Raw genomic sequence first — 20,933 nt, 5'->3', positions numbered from 1 at the left:
TTGTTCCAAAAAACACGGGGTTATAACTTTTGTTTTTGTATAAAAATTCAAAGGTGTTATTTTGTTGTATATTTTACTAATGCTTTTTGAATGCTTAAAATACTGTCATCACTTTTAAATTCCTTTGTAATCGGTTCATGCATACTAGATACCCAAATTTTAAGTTCTGCATCTAAATCAAAATGACCTGCTGTTTCAATGCTAAATTGTGTAATGCTTTTATATGGAATAGAATGATATTCTGTTTTCTTACCAGTTACTCCTTGTTTATCTACTAAAATCATTCGTCGATCTGTAAATACAATTAAATCTCGAATCAATTTATACGCATACTCAACTTGTTCATCATCAAGCATAATCTTCTGTAAGTCACGCTCAACATTTTCTGTACTCGTATCAGATGCATTTCCGAAAATACCACTAAATAAACCCATATAAAATTCCTCCTTTATGATCTGTGGAATGAGTTTCTTTTATTGTATCATGTTATAGACTAAGAGATTCTTACAATGCAGCAAGAGCTTTTTTAAGCAAATGCAATGAATTTATTGATACTTCATCATAATATCTTGTGCTAAAATATAAGTGTTTAGAAAATCAAGAAACAAATATAGAGGGATTATAAATGAAAAATATCGGTTTAGTATTAGAAGGTGGAGGCATGAAAGGGTTATATACAGCAGGGGTACTTGAGTACTTTATGGAAAATGATTTGTTTTTCCCATATGTAGTTGGAGTATCGGCAGGAGCATGCATGGGTGCAACTTATTTATCGCGTCAAAAAGGAAGGAATAAAAAAGTAAATACAGAGTTAGTATCTGATCATCGTTATATATCTTATCGAAACTTAATACGAAAAAGAGAATTGTTTGGTATGGACTTTCTTTTTGATGAAGTGCCTAATAAAATTGTACCATTTGACTTTCAAACTTTTTTACATGCAAATGAGCAATTTGTAATAGGCACAACAGATTGCGAGACAGGACAAGCTGTTTATTATAATAAGCAAGAGCATGGGAATGATATATTGAAAATTATTCGCGCATCAAGTTCTGTTCCATTTATTGCTCCAGCTGTGGACTATAATGGTAAAAAACTTTTAGATGGGGGGATCATTGATCCTATCCCTGTTCGAAAGGCACAAATAGATGGATTTCAAAAAAACATTGTTATTATGACAAAGCCAAAAGGATATGAGAAAAAGCGTAATAAGTTTTCACCAATGGCAAAATATTTATATAGACGATATCCGAAAGTCTCTAAGCTTTTAGTAGATCATTATCGGTTTTATAATGAGAGCATTTCATACATGTCTTCAGATGAACAAAAAGAAAACTTTTTTGTAATTCAACCAAGCATGCAGCTTCCTGTTAGTGGGATTGAAAGAAATAAGGACAAGCTTGTTAATTTATATAATCTAGGGTATCAGGATGCAAAGAATCAGTATGAGCAGTTATTAGAATGGATAGAGAAATAATAACTATAGGGGTGAACAGTGGATACTAGGAAACAGCATGTAAAATAAGAATGTAAACACACAGACTATATTGTTTGTGTGTTTTTGTTCATAAAATATACAACATTAGTACCCTGTTTATATAGGGATTTATTTACAAAAAAAGAAGTACTAATATACTGCAGTGGAGGAGGGAAAAGGAATGAAGTCAATACTAAGCCCCAAAATAACAGAGCTTACAGATCAATTAAGCAATGGAGATACACGAGCTTTTCATACATTTTTAGATGAACTCAAAGCAAATGAGACGCCACTTATAGAAACTTGTCCAATGAATAATCAGTATCATCTTATTACTTACATATGGCTAGGCGATAAAGACACAGAAAATATTTATGTATTTGGTAGTTATCCTGGTTGGGATCTTCATTCTAATCGACTAAAACGGCTTTCAGACACGAATTTATGGTACAAAACATTCAGAACGAACAAAAAGTTTATTTCTACCTATCACTTTTCAGTTAATGATTATTTTGAACAAAATTGGATAGCGCGTAGTGAACAGTATCAGTTAGATCCATTTAACAGTCATATATTTGGAGAAGGAACAGATAGAGCAGCTGTTTTAGAAATAGGAATGGAAATGCAGTACGATAAAAGATTCCCTAAAAATTATAATCCTCAGGGAAAAGTTGAAACATATTCTTTTTACAGTTCTGTTTTAGGCAATACACGAAAGATATATATTTACACACCTCATGATTATTCTCTTACATCAAGCCTTCAAAATCTTATCCTCACATTTGATGGAAACTCATTTATGCAAAATCTTTCAGCACCAGCAACACTCAATCATCTCATTCATAAACAAGAAATACCTTCGTGTATTGTTGTTGGAATTGAACACGTAGATCGATTAAATGAGCTTACTTATAACGACAAGATGAATGCATTTTTAATAGAAGAGCTACTTCCTTGGATTCAAACAAAATATCATGTATATAAGGATCCGGCGCATGCAACAATTGCTGGTTTAAGTTTAGGTGGCCTAGCGGCGTTTTATACAGCACTTCAGAATCCTCATATTTTCGGAAATGTGCTGTCATTGTCAGGTTCTGTACATTGGAAAAAGGACGGGTATGAAGAAAAGCTTCCCTGGATGGAGAAACAATTTTTATCAATTAGTAATACGCTGAGATTACGTATGTATATGGCAGCTGGAACTCTTGAGAATGAATCGCTTTTAAAAGCCAATAGGAGCCTGTATAAGACGCTTAGAGAAAAAGAATACCAAATTACCTATAGCGAGTTTCAAGGCGGTCACGACGAGATTTGGTGGCGAGAGCAACTTACTGAAGGTTTATTAGCATTAAATAATTCAAGATCGTTATCTTAAAAAGAAATGAGGAGGTAAAATATGAATCAAAAGGATTTAGATAAAGAGTTAAAAAAACAAGAGATTTTAGTAAAGGATGAGAAGGTTTGGGATTTCACGTATGAAGATCATATTAGTTCTATCGTTAAGCGGGCAGAAAAATCAGGAGCTTTTGATGACCTACCTGGCAAGGGGAAACCACTTAATATTGATAAAAGCCTTTCGTATAACCCTGAAAAACAACTTTATAAAACATTGAAAGATAATCATGTTTTACCTAGGTGGATTGAGCTTTCGAAAGAAATTGATTATTTAAAGGAAAAGCTGAAAGAGATTATAGATTCTAAAGAAGCAGCAAAGCTAGTTCGGACTATTAATAAAAGAGTTTTGGAACATAACCTTTTGTGCCCAGCATCTGCACAAAAAATGAGAGTGAAAACGGATTTTTAGTATTTTTCAATAAGCCTATTTCTTGTTATATAATTAAAATAGGCTTATTTCATATATTATGCAAAGGAGGAGTAGAGGGTGACAAATACATACCATATTTGAAAGTGAATTTGGTGGGTATCCGTATGTACCTATTCATCATGAGCATCCAAAGGATTCGAATGGACAGCCTATGATGTTACTTGTGCAGATGAATTTTAGAGAGATTCCTCATATTGAATCTGTGCCATAGAAAGGATTACTATAGTTTTTTGTAAGCAGAGATGCTGATCTTGTTGGGGCTGATTTTGACCATCCAACAAAACAAAAAGATTTTCGTATTATTTATCATGCAGAATTAACGCAAGATGAAACTCAAATTGTAACGGATTTTAGCTACTTAAATGCTATTGATTCAGAGAATTTTATTGTGCCTAGAGCAGCAAAGTTAAGATTTGAAGCAGGTTATCAACCTGTAACACTAGGAGATTATCGATTTGAAGAGTTTTTTAGAGATGCAATTCATTTAGAAGAAATCGATGACGATAGCGTAGAAATGGAATTTCATAGATTGTACAATAAACACTTTGAAAGCCGAGGGCATAAAATTGGAGGATATCCATTCTTTACACAAACGGATCCAAGAGAATGGGAAGAAACCTATCAAGAACATAACATCTTATTGCTACAAATCGATACAGATGATTCTCTAGGAATTATGTGGGGAGATTGCGGCATTGCTAACTTTTTTATACGAAAAGAAGATCTACTAAACCTAAACTTTTCAAATGTACTTTATAATTGGGATTGCTGTTAAGTCTAAAAACACCTTTAATATAGCGGAAAATAGGGAAGAGGGGTTGAAGTATTTCGCTATATCTGTGTGAATTACCGGTTATAGCAAGAATCTTAGTGTGAAATCACAATTTTAAAACTTATGTACGTAGTTACATGAATAAAAAGTCAATATAATTTACAAAAAGAAATATAAACCAATATAAAAATTCTTCCTAAAAAATAGGGAGAATTTTTATAGGAATAGTATCGGGTTATGTTAACTAAGATAAAAAATACAACGCAATAAACAACCTGTTATAGATAAACCCTAAATTTAACCATATTAAGAAAATAAGATGTAATTATAAGGAAATGTATAATAGATGATGAAAAACTTAAATGCGCACGCGGAAACAATGTAATAACAAAAAAATTTTAACGAATTACGTAATAAATTTATGTTCATCAATGTTTTTGTATGTTGTAAACTCAGCAAAATTTTTATTCTAAAAATGCTGTAGAGAAATTTAATCGTACATTTACTATAAAATTTATAAAAATTTAAATAAGTAATATGTAAAGCCGATTTCATAAAAAATATCCGTTTCATCTCACTTTGTATAGTATACTTGTGTTTAGAGACAGGGAAACACTTCTTTTGTATAACTACCTATAATATATATTATGTTAACTGTGAAAATAGAAGTAACTTGTTTTTAGTTTAAATCTCCCTTTTACTTCTGTTGCTTGACAGAAAAAAGATTAGCGTTGAAATATAGCATTCACACTAATCTGTACAAGGGATTTTATTTTTAATTAATTTGTTCGAAGCTATTTTTAAATTTGGAATCACTTTGTAACCAGTTTTTGAATGTTGATTTTTTAATGCTAATATTTTCGCAGGATTTATCAATGCATTGATGTTGTTGATATTGAATAAGAAATTCTTTTTTTCGTTGAGTTACTGCCGTTCTTGTTCTTTTTAACTTTCTATCTTGTAGTTGTTCTAAGTCCAATTGTTCTTTTTGGAACACATCATATTTTCTTTGTAAAAATATTTCTTTATCTTTATAGATCCAATTAGAAAAAAGTTTAATAGTTCTTCGACCACTAAGTATCACACGGTAATGCGATTTTTTATTCACAAGGTTCGGCTTAAAGTTTTGCTCATGTAAAACTTCGTTTAAAGAATTCATAAAACTATGTGATCCACCTACGAAACTTACAGTATAAGTTGGATAGTTCACATAGCCATCTCCATCAAAATATCCCCTAATAAAATGATGCAGATACTCTTTTGGAACAAATGGAAATTGTACGTCGTATGATTTACAAGGCATGATTCCATGTAAGTTTATTAGATCATTTTTCATGATTTTGCTATTTAAATTTAACATATAAACACCAGTGTTCTTGTTTTTATATAATGGTTGGTTTGAATTGAGTTTTATTTTTATATCTTCTAAAATCGCTGATTCTTTTTGAGAAATACTTACAGTTTGGTTATCTTTTGTAATGACACCATCTGCAATGAAAAACCCTAAAATATATGCCATAGTATTAGACCAACGCTTAAAGTAATCTTCATTTAAGTTATATTTTCGTTTCCAGCTGCCTCTTGCTCTTTTTTCAACGTTGTTATCCGTTAGGACTATCCGAACATATCTAGGTGAAACATTAGCTAGTTTTGCAATATTTGACGTGCTCTCCCCTTTTAAATACAGTTTAATCATTTCGTCCTTTTCCAGTGCGCATTTAGATTTCTTTTTGCTCCTGTCAGTCATTTCGATTCTCTCCTTTCAATAGATATAAATGAAGTGTGCATCTTCCATATCATTATATAAAAGAACTGATGTTCCGTCTGTTTTATCTATTAAAATCGGAGTAACATTTTTATTCATTGTAGATCTTCGTATCCTCCATTTTTTCTGCTGCTATCTGCTCTATTTTTGTGGCAATTATGTAGCATATTTCCTCGAGTTCTCTTCTGAGGATTATTTTAACACTGTTTAATTTATAGAATTTTTAAATTAAACAGAAATATCCTCCTTTTCTTCTTGATTTGTATAAATTCCATCCTTTAGTATAAATATATAAATCTAATTGTTCCTATTTTGTTTAAATGAATCATAGCTGATTAGATTTATGTGATAAGGTTTATAAAAATTTAGGAGGGGTTATTGTCTTACTAGGTGAGTCTACTCATGGTTCAACAGAAATGAATCAATCAAAGGTTTAAATGATTAAGTATTTATATGAAGAAATGGGTTATGATGTACTTGCGTTTGAATCAGGATTTGCGGCAGCGAATTCCGTATATCAAAACTTAGATGATTTAACTGCTGAGCAAACCATGAAAAAATCTATTTTTGGCAATTGGTTCACAAAAGATGTAGAAGAATTATTTCAATACATAAAAGAACAAAAGGAAAAAGGAACGCCCCTTATTTTAACAGGGTTTGACATACAAATACCGTGGAATGCTTCTACTGCAACATTTGCAACTCCTACAAATGAATGGATTGGAAAATTAAATCCGGAAATAGGAAAACAACTTGTAGAAGAAGCATAAGAAGAAATTGTGAAATACAGTTCCGTTTCTACTTATGAAGAATTTCAAACAATGCAGTCCTCTATTTTACGTAAATATGAAAAAGTAAAAGAATTTATCCAACAGCATTCGAATGATTTAAAACAAGTAGCGCCTAAAGCATCATATGATGTGAATTTGCTAGAAAAGTTAATCAAGGTTCGAATTGATACCCTTAAAACGTATATTCCAAATCAAGTAAAAGAAGAATTAAGCATCCCCTCTCAGCCAGTTTTTTCGGATTTTTCATATTACTCACATGACAAACAAATGGGACAAAATTTAGCGTGGTTAAGTGAACTGCAGTATAAAAACAAAAAAATGATTGTGTGGGGACATAATTATCATATACGAAAACAGAACGCTAAAATGTTAAAAGCAGATCCTTATCCAATTCCATTTCCAAATATGATGGATGTTATGCCAAGTATGTAAATTATACACTTTTTATTTTATCTAAAACTTATTTTATGAAATTATTAGTTTAAATGTATTCTGCTTAAAATGAACAAGAAAAGACACCTTATATAGGTGTCTAAGAATCTTATGTATCATACAAATCAAATGGAATTATTCTTTTTTCTCTTCATCTGTCTTCCCGTAAGCGAAAATCTCAAAAACGAATTCACATAGACCAACTACGACTTCCCCAATTACTTCGTGCATTTTCCCACACTCCTTTTTTGTAAATCTATCTTAAGTATATGAGTGGGATGTTTTTAAGTGCTATTGGAGAAGGTGACATAAACATTACAAATTTGTAATGTTACTCTAGTTTAAATGACACCAAATTTCTTTAACGCGTAAGATATTCCTCCTTCGCTTGCTCTTTTGGTAACGAAGTCTGCTTTTTGTTTTAACGTATCTTCTCCATTTCCCATGGCAATTCCCAAACCCACATACTCCAACATGTCGATATCATTTCCGCCGTCACCGAAAGCAATGGCTTCGGATTTGCAAAAGTTGAGATGCTCCAATACTTTTTTAATCGCAGCTGATTTGGATACTTCCGTTTCTTCAAGTACATTCATTACGTAGCCATGAAAACGCTCGAATCTAAGTTTTGAAAATCTATCTAGAAATTTTTGCGCTTCACTGTCGTCCGCATACAAACATATACAGTAAATTTCGTCTGATAGAGATTTCATTTTTTCGGGATATTGTGTAAGGTTCAAAGTTTCTTTTAATGCCCCCATGACCCGCTCATCATCGGAAACCATGCCGTTCATCGTAAATAGCTTGGTAAAATAAGAAACACCGTGTCCGTTCAACTCAGCAAAAGCAGAAACATCTTGAACTGTTTCTGTTGATAGTACTGATTTATGTATAACCTTCTCGTTACATGTTATAAGCGCACCATTAGCAGAAATAAACGTATCAATGCCCATAGTCTTAAACTCTTCGCACAAATTGTACGGTCTTCCTGTTGTAACTACAACTTTTAATCCTCTCTCGATTAATTTCTCAAGTGCTTCTTTTGTGCTTAACGGTATACTTCTATCCACTTCGCTTAATAGGGTGCCATCAACATCAAAAAATACAATTTTGTACATATGTAATCCCTTCCTTGTTAAATTGCGCTATCTTTATACAATAACTAATAGTGTACTTTTTACAAACATCTCAAAATACGTTCTACACTCAACTAAAATGAAGCAGTTTAAGCGTTTTTTCAAAACATGGAGTTCTTCTTTCGTACGGGCCTTTTACTAAATTAAAAAACTGATGTTATCCTATTTTTTCACTAGGTTATTTAGAGGTAGGTTGTCTAACCTGTTAAATTCTTTGCATTCATATTCTACTAATGTATGATTTATAATGACACATCTATGTTCTAATATATGATGTTCATTGAGCATTTTAGGTAGAAAGTGAGGTATCATCGCCCCTACCCCATAATTATACTTACTAAGTATCCATGACACGCCTCTCCAGTCTAAAATCCCTTCGGCTGTCTTTTTAGGAGTTTCGTAGTAAAAGTCATTAGGTACATCTACTACATACGCATACATGCCACCTGAATATGTATGATCCATTTCCCATGTTATGATACCTTTGAACTGGATTTGATTTCTTTTGATATCGATATCTGTTTCTTCTTTTATTTCACAAATTGCGCTTTCTAATGGCGTTTCTCCGCTCTCTATTTTTCCGCCTACTCCGTTCCATAATCCTTTAGCAGGGGCGTATTCTTTGTTTAACATGAGTATCTCATCATTTCTTTTAATAAAACATAGTTTCTAATTTTAATATAAGGCAACCATTACTTATATAATCGTATAGTCATCAAAATATTGATCGATACTTTTTAATTTCTCTACTTTAAAGTTTATAATAGCAAAAGAACTCTCATGTAAATGTAACTTTTCATCTAAGGTAATAATGTTGCCGTCTGTATCAATCAATATGAACGAATAAACACCCTCTATAGTAGCTGTTACTTTTCCTAACGCTTTTTTATCCAACCATATAGATAATCCTGCAAACAAAGAAGCAGTAACAAACACTTTGTTATCTATTAATTCAAATTTAATATAGTCTGGACTGTCAATATCAAATAGTTCAACGTAATTACATTCCGAATTCTCGTATTCTTTTGTATAATAATCAATAAAACTACTAATAAACATTTCTTTGTTATTCAAATTTTCTAGTATTTCTCCGCTTTCATTCAGTATAAGTTCCTCAAGTTTTTCGCTTGAAAGTATTTCGTTATATATTTGCATAGTTATTTCTCCTAAGCCCCTATTATTTCTGTGCATAATAATTAAAAAGGTAACGATTTGTATTTTAATAAACCTTTTTCCATTCATGTTTTGAATCAATTACTCTAATTTATTTTCAATGGGATATTCTTGGTTATTAAGTATCTTTCTTCTCATATTTGTTTCAACTTAAAATATTAGCTTTATTATTTGTGAATAATTGTCCCATTAAAAATATATGGTACAGTTTCTTTTCTTTGCAATAGATTTTTTAAATGTTCGGGAAGTCGTAAATATGTTTCTGCAATTTGTAGTTCCATCCACGTAACTTCCTCGATCTCTTCTGGTCGTGATATATGTATTTCTCCACCTGTAATTTTCCCAATAAAGTTAATGAAGATAGCATGGTGACCTCTTTCTTCAAAAAATGCTTCACTTATTGAAAAAATCCCATCTACCTCTATATCTAATCCTGTCTCTTCTTTTACTTCGCGAATTGCTGCTTCTTCTAACGTTTCATCAAACTCGACTGCACCACCCGGTAAAGTAAAATAAGAAGCATTTGAACCTGTATTTTTAACCATTAATACTTTTTCTTGAAACTCATCGTAAAGTAGTACGTACGTTACAGTTACTTTTTTCATAGGAACCTCCTTAGTAGATCTCTAGTATACAGTTCTCTATAAAGCGATGTATCTCCTTGCTAGTAAATTTAAAATATTATTATATGGAATATTAAGGATATCTTTTGTTTTTATTTAAAGATATAATAGTAAGAAAAAACAAAGATTGTGAATGGATGAAATGAAACCGCATAAAAAGAAAAGACTTAGAAAGAAAAAACGTAATCGAAAAACATTTAAACAAATTGTATTTCAATGCTGGATCAATATTAAGAAGTTTTTTAAAGTATTGTTTGTTTTAGTGCTTTTTGGCGCGTTTTGGGGATTTTGTTATTACATATTTGATAAAGTATCGAATCGGGAATTTACAGTTCATCTTGTTTTCGCTTTTGTAATCTGTTTTGTGTTGTCCTATATTCTAGGGCATATTATCAGCAAAGTTAAGGACTGGAATTTTTCAAATGCAGATGTGAATTTTAATGGGGATATTGGAGGTTGTTTACTAGCTCTTATTTTATTTCCATTGTTTTTGTTATTATTTGGTGTAACGTACTTTGGTGTGAACTACATTATTTATAAAATAACTGGAAATAAAAAATTTAATTCCTTCTCAAAAGAGCCCTAATGTTCATTTAGGGCTCTTTTCTATACAGAACATATGCAAAATGTTAAGCTATTTTTCGATATAACTTTTGTGTTTCTTTCTTTTTCTCCTTGCTTGGTGGTCGAATTAAAATGGAGATAATAAAGGATATAATACATAGTATACCGATTGTAATAAAAGTTGGTTGAAATCCACCTAATAGCGCTCCGATAAATGAACCTGCGAGTGCACCAAAACCAAAACCTTGATATACAATTCCATAATTTGTACTATGATTTTTCAAACCGAAGAAATCACCCACAATTGCTGGAAATATGGTAATATTTCCTCCAAAACAAAATGCGACACTTGCAACACAAGTAAAATAAATAGCGTAGTTTAAATTCATAAAACTCAGTGTAAAAACAGATAAGCCGATTACAATAAAAGTTGCTGAAACAATTTTTAATCGACCTATTTTATCTGATAATGTCCCAAGAACAATTCGGCCAACAGTATTAAAAACCGCAATCATTGCAACGGCATTAGCTGCGGTTGCTACACTAAGTCCTACGAGTTGAACTCCGATATCTTTTACCATACCGATTAAATAGAGGCCACTCATACATGATGTAAATAACATAAAAAACAATAAATAAACTTGTTTTGTGCGTAACATTTCTTTCGTTGAATAATCATTACTTAAAGTTTCAGATACTGTTTCATTCGTAGCAGCTTCACGTAAGAAGAAAGATCCCGCAAGTATTACAATCAAAACGATTATGCCCCAATATAAAAAAGCTTCCGATACACCAACTGTATCAATTAACTTTCCATTTACGTATTTAAAAATTAAGCTCCCCATTCCGTATGCTGAGACTGATATACCAGAAATGAGACCTTTACGATTTGGAAACCATTTAATTAAATTTGATAATGATGTGATATAGGCTGTACCATCTGCATAACCTACCACGACACCAGCTAGTAAATAAAGAAGTGGTAATGAGGAAACTTGTGAGCTAAGTATTAATCCAACTCCAAGAACAATTCCTGCGGTTGCGATAAGTTTACGAAGCCCCATCTTTCGTTGTAATTTACCTGCAAATAAAGTTGAAAATGATAAAGAAAAGCTGGTAATTGAGAAAGTTATCGCTACAGTATGAAGTTCCCAACCGAATTTACTTACTAACGGTTGATTAAACAAACTCCATGTATAAATCGTTCCAAGACCAATTTGCACAATGATTGTGCCTAGGACAATCAGCCATGGATTTACAGATGTTTGTTTCATGCGAACTGTCCCTTTCTTATCATGACATGTTTTATCACAATTTAGTATATCCGTGATGAAATACAAGATACTAATTTAAAACTGGAAATTAAATTGGAGTCATTGTACAAAATAAACAAAAAGACACTTCGTTAAGAAGTGCCTTTTTGTCGATTAGATTATATACGGGTTTATTGTAAAAAAGCTGTGTTAAGATAAGACATTTTCAAATGCTTATATACATTATAGTACCAAATGATGTCTTTATTTTTATGGGGCTTAAGATGTATTTTTCTTTCATAAAAAAGTCTTATAAAAAACAAAAATTAATATTCGATTTCCTCATAATCTTTTGGTTGTGGAACAGTTTGCATATTTGCAGCATCTTTTGGATCGCTATATGTAGCGTTCTGCTCAACACTTGTGTCGTTGATGTTTTGTTTTTTACTTTTATTCGTTTGTTTTTTCATAAGGGTTCACTCCTTTTCTTTATAAAAGTAGTTATACCCCAATTCAAATATTATTACAGGTATGTAAAAGATGATTTCGCGAATGTATCAGCGACTAAATTGCTAAATTCTCGTAAATAATACAGATAGTTGTCTCCTCCATAGTTATATCTTTTATTATACATTTTGGCAACGACAACATTATACTTGGGAATGACTAAAATGGTGGGTCCTGTAATGCCTAATATTTGATACGAGCCTTTAGGTACCCTTTCCCCAAGCTCGCTTTGTATAGCGGGTGTGTTTTGAACAAACCAGAAGCATCCGTTTTGTGGTAAGTCCGTGTTTTCGTATTCTGGGCTTTGAAGACTTGTTGCAATTTTAATAACCTCTTTCGGTACGATTTGTTTTCCATTTATGTATCCTTCATTTAAATGTAAATTTCCCCAATAGGCGAATTCTCTAGCAGAAACAAAAAGGTTTTTTTCCGTTCCATCATCTAATATTCCAGTACTGCATATTGCTTCTTCATGAGGATTTACTATTACCTTTACCAAATTCTCATGATACTTTTTTCTCCATCCTGTTTCTTTAAAACCTGCAGGTATAAAGATACGTTCTTTTAATAACGCAGGAAAACTTTTATCATATAGTTGATAAATAAGATGGGTCATCATACGTACGTTAATATCTCGATATGCCCACCCTTGTCCAGGTTCAAATTCTCGATAAATTGTTCCGTCTTCTTTTTCATTTAAACCATGTGAATGCGTTACTAAATGTCTTAAGGTTGTCTTACCAAGCAAATTCTCATCATAATCTTTAAAATAATTTGCTGCATAATCATCAAGATGCTTTATCTTCCCTTCATATAGTGCATAAGCAACCGCTAAACCTAAGTAACTCTTTCTAGCGGAAGCAACATTAAATTGTGAAGACGCTGTTATAGTAGCACTGTTTTCAGTATTAGAATGATTTCCACTATAATGTTCAAGTACCACTTCATTATCTTTCATAATAAAAAGTGCTGCTGCAGAGCTATGATTCCGTTCTTTTATATCTTCTACCCATGAAACTAATTTTTGGTATGTATGCAATGTCTCACCCACCTCTGTATGAAATGCTATATCAAATATTAATTTCGATGAAAATAGAAGATGTCCTTTTATTTGTTTAATTCACAAAATGAAAGAAAAGTGTCTCTACACTCTGAACATGTATATACACCTTTCTTTCATACAATAACTTCATTTATGTTACAAAGTTAAATGAACCACCAGCTCCAGCAGCTAAAGCATCCCCCGCCGCAGCCGCCGCACCCTGCACAGCCGAAACAGCCGAAACAACGTCCGCCGCAACCACCACAACGTCCGCCGCAACCGCCGCAACGTCCACAGCCGCCGCAGCGACGAGCATCTTCTTGTGCATAATAATATGGATATTGATTTTGATTATCCCAGTACACAACATTTCCAGGGTGATAATCATTTAGATTCAATGATTGCAGTTCTTGTTGAAATTCATTCATGTTTATGACCTCCGTTTATAAATTAAAGTTTCTGTCTAGCATAATTCATCGGTGCTTTTCTATATGTATCACTTGTTTAATCGGCATAATAAACAGCAATAAATATAGAAATTAGAAACCAATTTCAATACGTACAACAACAAAATATGAGGTTTTATTGGGTGACGTACCTTGTTCGGTTGCCTATTTTTAGATAGCTTGTATGTTGGATTCGTTTTTATAAACGAGATGATAAAAGAATTTTTACAAATATGAAATTATATAAATTTCTCATTTGTAAATATAGGAGAGAATCTTATATTCTTTGTAGGAGCACAATCTGAGGTTTACTTCTTTTGTACAATAAAAGTGAATCAATTATTTCATTTGATGGGGATGATGACTTTCTTTAATAGTTATTAAGAGTTAGTTGGGTACTATGCAGTATTATTAACACTTAAGTACCCAATACCCTTCAGCAATACTTTATAAATTACTAATCCAACAATTTGATAAATCCTCTTTTTGTACCTTTTCTATTAATCTTTGAACAGAAGGTTCAGGCATTGTTTTATATGTAATTAGATTTTTATTATTGGGGATGATCCAATGAAAAGCCAGGTGAGACTCTTTAGAAATCGGTGGTATATCACTATGTAGGTCGTTACTATCGACTTCGAAAACATGATTAATTTCATAATGAAGCGTCTCGCTATCTTGCCACTGGTTTTCAATCACTCCTAAAAAGCGCTTAACTTCACAATCTATATCTATTTCTTCTTTAAGTTCACGAATTAATGCGCATTCTGCAGGTTCTCCTAATTCCACATGACCACCTGGTAGAAAAGAATGATGCCCTTTATAATTTGCTATTAAAAGTTTGTTATCTTTTATAATGATTCCTCTTACAATATGATGAAATTTTGTTTTCAATTAGGTTTCTCCTCTTTATCCATTTTCTTAATTAAAGTTAAACAAGTAAACGGTATACTTCTTCTCCATCATAAACATGACCAAGATTTACAAAACGATAGCTTTCATATAACCTTTTTGCCCGAGTGTTCTTTTTGTGTACAATTAGACGAATCTCTTATTCCGTGCCTTTATTTCTTCTACCCATGAAACTATTTTTTGATATGTATCCAATGTACCATTCACCTCTATATGAAATGCTATATCAAATATTAATTTCGACGAAAATAGAAGATGCCCTTTTATTTGTTAAATTCACAAAATGAAAGAAAAGTGTCTCTACAGTTCATACTTGTATATACACTTTTCTTTCAAAAATATCTTTATTTATGTCACGAATTTAAATGACCCACCAGGTAGCACCATTAAAACCGTCAAAACAATTAGAGCAACCACCGCAACCACCACAACCAAAACAACTAAAGCAACCGAAGCAACCAAAACAACGGAATCCACCACAACGAAATCCACCGCAACGAAATCCACCGCAACGGCCACAACCGCCACAGCGACGAGCATCATCTTCAATATAGTAATATGGATATTGGTTTTGCTGGTCCCAATACATAACATTTCCAGACTGATAATCATTAAGGCTTAACGCTTGTAGTTCTTGTTGAAACTCATTCATTTTCATGACCTCCGTTTATAAATTAAAACCCCATCGATGCTTTCCTATATTTCTGTTCGTTAAATCTAAATAGAAATAGCGCTATAAACTAAGTTCAATACGTACACCAACAAAATATGACCTATCACTAGATGATGCACCTTGTTCATATGCCTATTTTTAGGTTGTTTTTACTATGGGCTCATTTTTATAAATGGAAATTATAAAATATGAATTTAAACAATAACATTTAGCTTTATGTCATCATTTTCTAGTTCTATAGCTTAAGCGTGGTAGTTTTTTGCGTGATATCTTTTAGTCATAAAAAAACACAGATATGAAATTTTTAAAAAGATGAACTAAGAGTATATTAGTTTTTCGAGAAAGGGTACTTATATCATGTTTTTTTACAACGTAGTACTCTTGCATGTTATTTTATAAATTGCTAAGCCAACAACTTGATAATTCCTCTTTTTGCACCTTTTCTATTAATCCTCGGACTGAAGGTTCAGGCATTATTTTATATGCAATTAGATTTTCATTATTAGGAATAATCCAACTAAAATCTAGGTGAGACTCTTTAGAAATTGGTTCTATATCACTATGTAAGTCGTTACTATCAACTTCGAAAACATGATTAATTTCATAATGAAGTATTTCACTATCTTGCCACTGGTTTTCAATCACTCCTAAAAAGCGCTTAACTTCACAATTGATGTCCAGTTCTTCTCTAAGTTCGCGAATTAATGCACATTCTGCAGATTCTCCTAACTCAACATGACCACCTGGTAGAAAAGAGTGATGCCCTTTGTAGTTTGCTATTAAAAGCTTTTTATCTTTTATAATTATCCCTCTTACAATATGATGAAATTTTGTTTTCAATTAAGATTTCCCTCCTTTTGTAGTAACATAGCATGTATTCTCATTAAGTCTTTATTATTATTTTTTGTTTTTCTAGAACTATCGTGAATAGATTTTGAATACACCTTTAAGTAATCTTTAACAAATGAAATTACAATACTAACTTCATGTTTTTTGAAAGTGATATCCTCTGAGAATATTAAACTTGTCCAAAATATGCATTTAGTAGTGGCATGATATAAATCATGGGTGTTTCGTAAGGGTGAATTCGATTAATTATGGTAAGTGTGTCTTTTACAATGTCTTGTTTACACCTTATTTCGACTTTACATTCTTGCCCTTCACATATTTGACCGATTTCTCCATCAAAAGGTGTTGCAAAAAGGTGTTGCATTATCTAAAGGTCTCCAGTACCCTTTAACTGTGCTGTAAGATAGACAATTATCGTAATTTCCGACCTTACAAGCGTGAATGTTATTTAATTTATCTCGTAGAGTTTCAATATATTCCTCTGGGATAAATATTTCGATTTTTACTTCATTAAATTCCATGCGCTAGATCACAACCTTTTCTAAATAAAAGTTAGACATATAAACGATATACTTGCTCTTCGTCATAAACATAATCAAGTTTTTTAAATCCATAACCTTCATATAACCTCTTTGCAATAATATTCTCTTTATGTACAGTTAATCGAATCTCCTTACATTCCGTAAATTCATTTGTAATCCATTTAATCATTTCAGCTAAAGCAGTTTTACCATATCCTTTTCCTTGATGATGCTCATCAATCATAAATCCGTTAATCCAATACATGTCCGATGTATTGGATTCGAATGCATGCATAATGAATCCAATCATACTATCGTCATCATATATGGCTAATGGAATGTATTCGACATTTTCACCATCCGGCTTAATATATACTTTCGCAAGTGATACTGCTACTGGTGGTACAAATGTAGTTTGTTTCTTCGATACTTGTAATTTCAGTGCTTCTTCCCAGTTATCTCTTGTTATTATTTTTAATTGGATATTCATCATATGGACTCCTTTTTGAATAACAAATTATCCTATTTAAAAAATATCTTTCTTTCATAATTGTTTCTTTATCGGATTTTAATAGTTCGAATACACTTCCTATATATTCAACGATTCGCTATCATTTCCTCTCTAAAAGAATCGAAGTACAGTAATTATAGCGTTAGAAGAACTAACAGCAGACGGTTTACTTAGAGGACAAATGGGTATGGGAACAATTGTAATGAATAATACATGGTCATTATTAGCAACGAATCCTCCACCTAATTGGAACGAGTATGTAAAAACAGGAGTACATAAACCAAGTAAATTAATTGTTCAAGAAATTAATGAAATCGAATCAAACAAAGACTTTATTCAACTTAGTAAAGGTGAACTTTCTTCTGATATTTTTCCGTTAGAAACAATGAAATTAGTTATACATAATGTGTCTAAGGAACTAGATACTTTCGGATATGAAGAACCAAAAGGACTTTTCCCTTTACGCCAGACAATAAGTGATTATGTGAAATCATTCGGTATTCATACATCTCCGTCTTCTATACTAATCGTTTCCGGAGCATTGCAAGCACTACAGTTAATATCAGTTGGTCTTTTGCATAGGGAATCCACAGTTCTACTTGAAAAACCTTCATATTTATATTCGCTTCATGTATTTCAATCAACAGATATACATCTTTCTGGAATATCGATGGATGAGTGTGGTATCGTACCAAGCGATTTGTCTAGACGAAGTAAATATAATAAAACGAAAAACATTTTATATTCTATCCCTTGTTTTCACAATCCAACAGGTGTCTTAATGTTGGAAAGTCGACGGAAAGAACTTATGAATGTTTGTGAAAAAGAACAACTTCCTATTATTGAAGATGATATTTATCATGAATTATGGATTGATGAACTACCTCCACTATCATTAAAGGCAATGGATCAAAATGGGCACGTATTGTATGTCGGTAGCTTATCGAAAACACTTAGTCCTGGATTAAGAATTGGATGGGTAATTGGTCCAGAACCTGTGATTGAAAGATTATCAGACATAAAAATGCAAACAGATTATGGATCTAGTTCATTATCACAAAGAGTTGCCGCTGAATGGTTGTCTAGTGGTTTATATCAAAAACATGTAGCGTCCGTGAGATTGCAGCTGAAAGAACGAAGAAAAATCATGATACAAGCGCTGGACCTGTATTGTAAAGACATCGCAACATGGAATGCCCCTAGCGGAGGATTGTTTATATGGTTAAAGATACAACCTAAAATTTCAATGAAAAAACTATTTCCAAAAGCATTATCTAAAGGGATTCTTCTTAACCCAGGGCGTATTTATGAAGAGGAATCTGATCAACATATTCGTTTATCGTATGGCTATGTACCTGTCCAAGATCTTACGCAAGGAATCTATCAGATAAGTCAAATTGTTAGGGAATTAATAGAACCATAGAAAAGTCCTCTTCATTTAAGGAAGAGGACTTTCAAGCGGGTACTCATACATTCATATGTTAGGTGTTGACAACTTCCTGATACATTCTTCTCTACCTTTTCATAAACTGTCCAAATCAAATCTTTGGGTTAACTTATAATTGTTTAACCATATTGGTAGATAAGAAAGATGAAAATATTTTTGAAATTTCCAATTTAATTAGATTCTATTTGTTCTTCTATTACAAGTAGTAATTCCCACTTTTTCTTTTTAGTTTATATAAAGCGTCTTATTCAAAATCCCTTTTACAAAATCAGTTTTAGCTTCACAATAACCATCAATATTATATCGATAGTTCTCAGCTAATCGATATTTCAGTTCTTCATATTCTTTCCGTGCACCCTCATTTGCTGATAAATAATCCCGTAAAGCGACATGTTCTAAATAGCCTTTCCCATCCTTCGGGCAGACATAGAGGTGGTATTTCATAAAATTATCTTCATTATTTCTTTGAAAAGCTTCACGTCCTTCAACACCTAGATCTCCTTGATGGTGATAACCTTTTTTTTCTAATCGTTCTATAATGTCAGGTAATAGATCGTAACTTTCTATAACTACATCAATATCAATAATTGGTTTTGCTGCTAACCCTTCAACAGAGGTACTACCTACATGCTCAATTCTTAAAATTAAATCGCCGATATAACTTTCAATCATTATTTTGATTTTCTTGAACTCCATTTTCCATTCAGGATTATAAGACATGATTTCTATTATTCTCGTTTTTTCAGCCATTATTATATACCTCCTTATCATAATTTAATTTTTTTCCAAATATAATAAATTGCTCATACGAATCCTCATCAAGCCCTAGAATTTCTGCAAAAGCAGTTTCTATTTTACACCTTTTTTAGAACTATAATATCTTTTCAAATATGAAGTAGTTTCTTAATTTACAATATACATTTTATATCAGCAAACAAAATATGATGAAAATTATTATTGCTAGAAGATGTTCTACAAACACCTTAATTTCAATATATTAAATTGAATCAAAGATGTATTTCATCTCTTCTTTAACAAACCAAAAATATTAAAATGGCAAAGGAGGAAGTATATTGGATATCTTTCCTATACTTTTAATAATTCATATTCTATTTGGGATCATATGTTTAATTTCAGGAGCTGTCGCAATGTCTGCAAAAAAGAGAAAAGGAACTCATACAGAATGGGGTGAAGTTTATCATGCATCTTACGTTGTAATATTCATCACTGCAATTATATTGTCTATTTTACATTGGAATGAGATTGCTTATTTGTTTTATGTCGCACTTTTTTCTTATTCATTTGCTATTTATGGCTATCTTGCAAGAAAAAGACGCTGGAAAAATTGGATTCATCATCATATTAGAGGTATGCTAGGTTCATATATAGGTGCTGTAACGGCTCTCCTAGTGAACATAGGGAATTCTATACCGATATTAAATTTACTTCCTACACTATCGTTTTGGTTTTTACCAACATTGATTGGTACCCCACTTACAATAATGGTTATAAAAAAATATAAAAAGCATACAAACAAGTAAAAAGCTCTATTCCTCTTTGAAAAAATAGAAACGCTATTAATCATGCAGTAAATATTCTGCTTCGATAACTGGATTCAGCGATTTTTTTATTACTACTCAATCATTTTAGTCCAAAGAAAAAAAGCCATTTAGATAAAATACAATTTATTATTCGTGAATAGTTGAAACGAAGTGTCAATAAAAAATAGACGATCTAAGGAGCAGAAAACTTCTTAAATCGTCTATTTTGACTGTGTAATTCCCTACACTCTTGAAGTATGTTTCGAAATAGCGTTAATTATATTATCCCAATCATCAAAATGAATTTCATGCCCCGTTCCCTCTAGTGGTAGTAACGACGCATTAGGAATTTCATTTGCTAGAGCTAAGCCATGCTCATACGGAAGTGCCGTATCTTCGGTGCCGTGAATAACTAAAGTAGATATATTTATTTTTTTTAATTTCCCCTCATAGTAATCATCACCTTTAAGCAGTGCATGATTAAACATGCTGAGTAGATTGTTTGCTCGTTTTATTTCTTTTGTTACCTGCTTCGTAACTCTTTGCTCATCAAATTTATGCTTTGGTCCACAGAGTAATGCTGATCCTCTAACCAAATAATTCACAACAGATTCGTTATCTGTCCAATCCAATTTGCTTCCATTCGCATGATAAGCAAGAATTTTTTCATCCA

The 20,933-nt window shown here is 32.0% G+C and carries 23 protein-coding genes and 4 pseudogenes; 9 read left to right on the top strand and 18 right to left on the bottom strand.

Features of this window, described 5'->3' with window-relative positions:
- Nucleotides 1-56: 56 nt before the first annotated feature.
- Complete coding sequence (locus BPMYX0001_RS11285) at nucleotides 57-434, bottom strand: PH domain-containing protein (RefSeq protein ID WP_006094979.1); 378 nt, start codon at nucleotides 432-434, stop codon at nucleotides 57-59.
- Between the two features lie 191 nt (nucleotides 435-625).
- Here BPMYX0001_RS11285 and BPMYX0001_RS11280 point away from each other — a divergent pair, with 191 nt between their 5' ends.
- The 4 genes and pseudogenes from BPMYX0001_RS11280 to BPMYX0001_RS33975 all read left to right on the top strand — a co-directional run.
- The gene (locus tag BPMYX0001_RS11280) at nucleotides 626-1,477 is read left to right on the top strand and encodes a patatin-like phospholipase family protein (RefSeq protein ID WP_006094978.1); all 852 of its coding nucleotides are present in this window, start codon (nucleotides 626-628) and stop codon (nucleotides 1,475-1,477) included.
- A 181-nt stretch (nucleotides 1,478-1,658) separates the two neighbouring features.
- Nucleotides 1,659-2,852 (top strand): alpha/beta hydrolase, encoded by a 1,194-nt coding sequence (locus tag BPMYX0001_RS11275; protein ID WP_033798900.1) that lies wholly within the window; start codon nucleotides 1,659-1,661, stop codon nucleotides 2,850-2,852.
- 21 nt (nucleotides 2,853-2,873) lie between these two features.
- Complete coding sequence (locus BPMYX0001_RS33980) at nucleotides 2,874-3,281, top strand: DnaJ family domain-containing protein (protein WP_006094976.1); 408 nt, start codon at nucleotides 2,874-2,876, stop codon at nucleotides 3,279-3,281.
- 91 nt (nucleotides 3,282-3,372) lie between these two features.
- A pseudogene (locus tag BPMYX0001_RS33975) lies at nucleotides 3,373-4,077 on the top strand (YwqG family protein); the annotation flags it as partial.
- Between the two features lie 772 nt (nucleotides 4,078-4,849).
- Here the strand turns inward: BPMYX0001_RS33975 and BPMYX0001_RS11260 are convergent.
- Nucleotides 4,850-5,821, bottom strand: a complete 972-nt coding sequence (locus tag BPMYX0001_RS11260; protein ID WP_006094974.1) for a helix-turn-helix domain-containing protein — start codon at nucleotides 5,819-5,821, stop codon at nucleotides 4,850-4,852.
- Between the two features lie 455 nt (nucleotides 5,822-6,276).
- Here BPMYX0001_RS11260 and BPMYX0001_RS34905 point away from each other — a divergent pair, with 455 nt between their 5' ends.
- Together BPMYX0001_RS34905 and BPMYX0001_RS34900 are read left to right on the top strand one after the other, a co-directional pair.
- Complete coding sequence (locus BPMYX0001_RS34905) at nucleotides 6,277-6,609, top strand: erythromycin esterase family protein (RefSeq protein ID WP_006094973.1); 333 nt, start codon at nucleotides 6,277-6,279, stop codon at nucleotides 6,607-6,609.
- 9 nt (nucleotides 6,610-6,618) lie between these two features.
- The gene (locus BPMYX0001_RS34900) at nucleotides 6,619-7,062 is read left to right on the top strand and encodes an erythromycin esterase family protein (RefSeq protein WP_006094972.1); all 444 of its coding nucleotides are present in this window, start codon (nucleotides 6,619-6,621) and stop codon (nucleotides 7,060-7,062) included.
- A gap of 341 nt (nucleotides 7,063-7,403) precedes the next feature.
- Here the strand turns inward: BPMYX0001_RS34900 and BPMYX0001_RS11250 are convergent, their stop codons facing one another.
- From BPMYX0001_RS11250 to BPMYX0001_RS11235, 4 genes are all read right to left on the bottom strand, one after another.
- Complete coding sequence (locus BPMYX0001_RS11250; protein ID WP_006094971.1) at nucleotides 7,404-8,180, bottom strand: Cof-type HAD-IIB family hydrolase; 777 nt, start codon at nucleotides 8,178-8,180, stop codon at nucleotides 7,404-7,406.
- Nucleotides 8,181-8,360: 180 nt separating this feature from the next.
- A complete protein-coding gene (locus BPMYX0001_RS11245) occupies nucleotides 8,361-8,855 on the bottom strand; it encodes an NUDIX hydrolase (protein ID WP_255261221.1) in 495 nt (164 codons plus the stop codon).
- Nucleotides 8,856-8,894: 39 nt separating this feature from the next.
- A complete protein-coding gene (locus BPMYX0001_RS11240; RefSeq protein ID WP_003207266.1) occupies nucleotides 8,895-9,353 on the bottom strand; it encodes a hypothetical protein in 459 nt (152 codons plus the stop codon).
- A gap of 185 nt (nucleotides 9,354-9,538) precedes the next feature.
- Nucleotides 9,539-9,976, bottom strand: coding sequence for an NUDIX hydrolase (locus BPMYX0001_RS11235; RefSeq protein ID WP_006094969.1), 438 nt, complete (start codon nucleotides 9,974-9,976; stop codon nucleotides 9,539-9,541).
- Nucleotides 9,977-10,136: 160 nt separating this feature from the next.
- Here BPMYX0001_RS11235 and BPMYX0001_RS11230 point away from each other — a divergent pair, with 160 nt between their 5' ends.
- Nucleotides 10,137-10,580 carry a permease gene (locus BPMYX0001_RS11230; RefSeq protein ID WP_098788317.1) on the top strand — a complete coding sequence of 148 codons (444 nt, stop codon included), beginning with the start codon at nucleotides 10,137-10,139 and terminating at the stop codon, nucleotides 10,578-10,580.
- Between the two features lie 43 nt (nucleotides 10,581-10,623).
- Here the strand turns inward: BPMYX0001_RS11230 and BPMYX0001_RS11225 are convergent, their stop codons facing one another.
- The 10 genes and pseudogenes from BPMYX0001_RS11225 to BPMYX0001_RS11190 all read right to left on the bottom strand — a co-directional run bounded on the left by BPMYX0001_RS11225 (nucleotide 10,624) and on the right by BPMYX0001_RS11190 (nucleotide 17,251).
- The gene (locus BPMYX0001_RS11225) at nucleotides 10,624-11,832 is read right to left on the bottom strand and encodes an L-lactate MFS transporter (RefSeq protein ID WP_006094967.1); all 1,209 of its coding nucleotides are present in this window, start codon (nucleotides 11,830-11,832) and stop codon (nucleotides 10,624-10,626) included.
- A gap of 305 nt (nucleotides 11,833-12,137) precedes the next feature.
- Nucleotides 12,138-12,281, bottom strand: coding sequence for a hypothetical protein (locus tag BPMYX0001_RS33085; RefSeq protein ID WP_006094966.1), 144 nt, complete (start codon nucleotides 12,279-12,281; stop codon nucleotides 12,138-12,140).
- A 53-nt stretch (nucleotides 12,282-12,334) separates the two neighbouring features.
- Entirely contained in the window at nucleotides 12,335-13,357 is a 1,023-nt protein-coding gene (locus BPMYX0001_RS11215; protein WP_033798899.1) for a serine hydrolase domain-containing protein, read from the bottom strand.
- A 167-nt stretch (nucleotides 13,358-13,524) separates the two neighbouring features.
- Nucleotides 13,525-13,788, bottom strand: a complete 264-nt coding sequence (locus BPMYX0001_RS30665; protein WP_003207258.1) for a heterocycloanthracin/sonorensin family bacteriocin — start codon at nucleotides 13,786-13,788, stop codon at nucleotides 13,525-13,527.
- A 465-nt stretch (nucleotides 13,789-14,253) separates the two neighbouring features.
- Nucleotides 14,254-14,700 carry an NUDIX domain-containing protein gene (locus BPMYX0001_RS11210; protein WP_006094963.1) on the bottom strand — a complete coding sequence of 149 codons (447 nt, stop codon included), beginning with the start codon at nucleotides 14,698-14,700 and terminating at the stop codon, nucleotides 14,254-14,256.
- A gap of 37 nt (nucleotides 14,701-14,737) precedes the next feature.
- A pseudogene (locus BPMYX0001_RS32040) lies at nucleotides 14,738-14,857 on the bottom strand (GNAT family N-acetyltransferase); the annotation flags it as partial.
- A gap of 222 nt (nucleotides 14,858-15,079) precedes the next feature.
- Nucleotides 15,080-15,370, bottom strand: coding sequence for a heterocycloanthracin/sonorensin family bacteriocin (locus tag BPMYX0001_RS11205; RefSeq protein ID WP_018780539.1), 291 nt, complete (start codon nucleotides 15,368-15,370; stop codon nucleotides 15,080-15,082).
- A 414-nt stretch (nucleotides 15,371-15,784) separates the two neighbouring features.
- Nucleotides 15,785-16,231 (bottom strand): NUDIX domain-containing protein, encoded by a 447-nt coding sequence (locus tag BPMYX0001_RS11200; RefSeq protein WP_003197936.1) that lies wholly within the window; start codon nucleotides 16,229-16,231, stop codon nucleotides 15,785-15,787.
- A 178-nt stretch (nucleotides 16,232-16,409) separates the two neighbouring features.
- Nucleotides 16,410-16,761 (bottom strand): annotated as a pseudogene (cutA, locus tag BPMYX0001_RS29395) (divalent cation tolerance protein CutA).
- A gap of 31 nt (nucleotides 16,762-16,792) precedes the next feature.
- Nucleotides 16,793-17,251, bottom strand: coding sequence for a GNAT family N-acetyltransferase (locus tag BPMYX0001_RS11190; protein ID WP_033798898.1), 459 nt, complete (start codon nucleotides 17,249-17,251; stop codon nucleotides 16,793-16,795).
- A 139-nt stretch (nucleotides 17,252-17,390) separates the two neighbouring features.
- Here BPMYX0001_RS11190 and BPMYX0001_RS11185 point away from each other — a divergent pair.
- Nucleotides 17,391-18,695: pseudogene (locus tag BPMYX0001_RS11185) on the top strand (aminotransferase-like domain-containing protein); the annotation flags it as partial.
- A 249-nt stretch (nucleotides 18,696-18,944) separates the two neighbouring features.
- Here BPMYX0001_RS11185 and BPMYX0001_RS11180 read toward each other — a convergent pair.
- Nucleotides 18,945-19,469, bottom strand: coding sequence for a GrpB family protein (locus BPMYX0001_RS11180; protein ID WP_006094958.1), 525 nt, complete (start codon nucleotides 19,467-19,469; stop codon nucleotides 18,945-18,947).
- A 323-nt stretch (nucleotides 19,470-19,792) separates the two neighbouring features.
- Between BPMYX0001_RS11180 and BPMYX0001_RS11175 the strand changes: the two genes are divergently transcribed.
- Nucleotides 19,793-20,260 carry a DUF2306 domain-containing protein gene (locus BPMYX0001_RS11175; RefSeq protein WP_018765964.1) on the top strand — a complete coding sequence of 156 codons (468 nt, stop codon included), beginning with the start codon at nucleotides 19,793-19,795 and terminating at the stop codon, nucleotides 20,258-20,260.
- 242 nt (nucleotides 20,261-20,502) lie between these two features.
- Here the strand turns inward: BPMYX0001_RS11175 and BPMYX0001_RS33970 are convergent.
- The coding region (locus BPMYX0001_RS33970; RefSeq protein ID WP_033798897.1) for an alpha/beta fold hydrolase at nucleotides 20,503-20,933 on the bottom strand (431 nt) is incomplete at its 5' end.

The organism is Bacillus pseudomycoides DSM 12442 (assembly GCF_000161455.1).
Taxonomy (GTDB): domain Bacteria; phylum Bacillota; class Bacilli; order Bacillales; family Bacillaceae_G; genus Bacillus_A; species Bacillus_A pseudomycoides.
Note: the sequence above shows the minus strand (reverse complement) of the source record. Positions and strands in the feature narration are given on the sequence as shown.

Coding starts and splice junctions, on each gene's coding strand:
- BPMYX0001_RS11285 (WP_006094979.1), bottom strand. CDS start 434: ATGGGTTTATTTAGTGGTATTTTCGGAAATGCATCTGATACGAGTACA.
- BPMYX0001_RS11280 (WP_006094978.1), top strand. CDS start 626: ATGAAAAATATCGGTTTAGTATTAGAAGGTGGAGGCATGAAAGGGTTA.
- BPMYX0001_RS11275 (WP_033798900.1), top strand. CDS start 1,659: ATGAAGTCAATACTAAGCCCCAAAATAACAGAGCTTACAGATCAATTA.
- BPMYX0001_RS33980 (WP_006094976.1), top strand. CDS start 2,874: ATGAATCAAAAGGATTTAGATAAAGAGTTAAAAAAACAAGAGATTTTA.
- BPMYX0001_RS11260 (WP_006094974.1), bottom strand. CDS start 5,821: ATGACTGACAGGAGCAAAAAGAAATCTAAATGCGCACTGGAAAAGGAC.
- BPMYX0001_RS34905 (WP_006094973.1), top strand. CDS start 6,277: ATGATTAAGTATTTATATGAAGAAATGGGTTATGATGTACTTGCGTTT.
- BPMYX0001_RS11250 (WP_006094971.1), bottom strand. CDS start 8,180: ATGTACAAAATTGTATTTTTTGATGTTGATGGCACCCTATTAAGCGAA.
- BPMYX0001_RS11240 (WP_003207266.1), bottom strand. CDS start 9,353: ATGCAAATATATAACGAAATACTTTCAAGCGAAAAACTTGAGGAACTT.
- BPMYX0001_RS11235 (WP_006094969.1), bottom strand. CDS start 9,976: ATGAAAAAAGTAACTGTAACGTACGTACTACTTTACGATGAGTTTCAA.
- BPMYX0001_RS11230 (WP_098788317.1), top strand. CDS start 10,137: ATGAAACCGCATAAAAAGAAAAGACTTAGAAAGAAAAAACGTAATCGA.
- BPMYX0001_RS11225 (WP_006094967.1), bottom strand. CDS start 11,832: ATGAAACAAACATCTGTAAATCCATGGCTGATTGTCCTAGGCACAATC.
- BPMYX0001_RS33085 (WP_006094966.1), bottom strand. CDS start 12,281: ATGAAAAAACAAACGAATAAAAGTAAAAAACAAAACATCAACGACACA.
- BPMYX0001_RS30665 (WP_003207258.1), bottom strand. CDS start 13,788: ATGAATGAATTTCAACAAGAACTGCAATCATTGAATCTAAATGATTAT.
- BPMYX0001_RS11205 (WP_018780539.1), bottom strand. CDS start 15,370: ATGAATGAGTTTCAACAAGAACTACAAGCGTTAAGCCTTAATGATTAT.
- BPMYX0001_RS11190 (WP_033798898.1), bottom strand. CDS start 17,251: ATGAATATCCAATTAAAAATAATAACAAGAGATAACTGGGAAGAAGCA.
- BPMYX0001_RS11180 (WP_006094958.1), bottom strand. CDS start 19,469: ATGGCTGAAAAAACGAGAATAATAGAAATCATGTCTTATAATCCTGAA.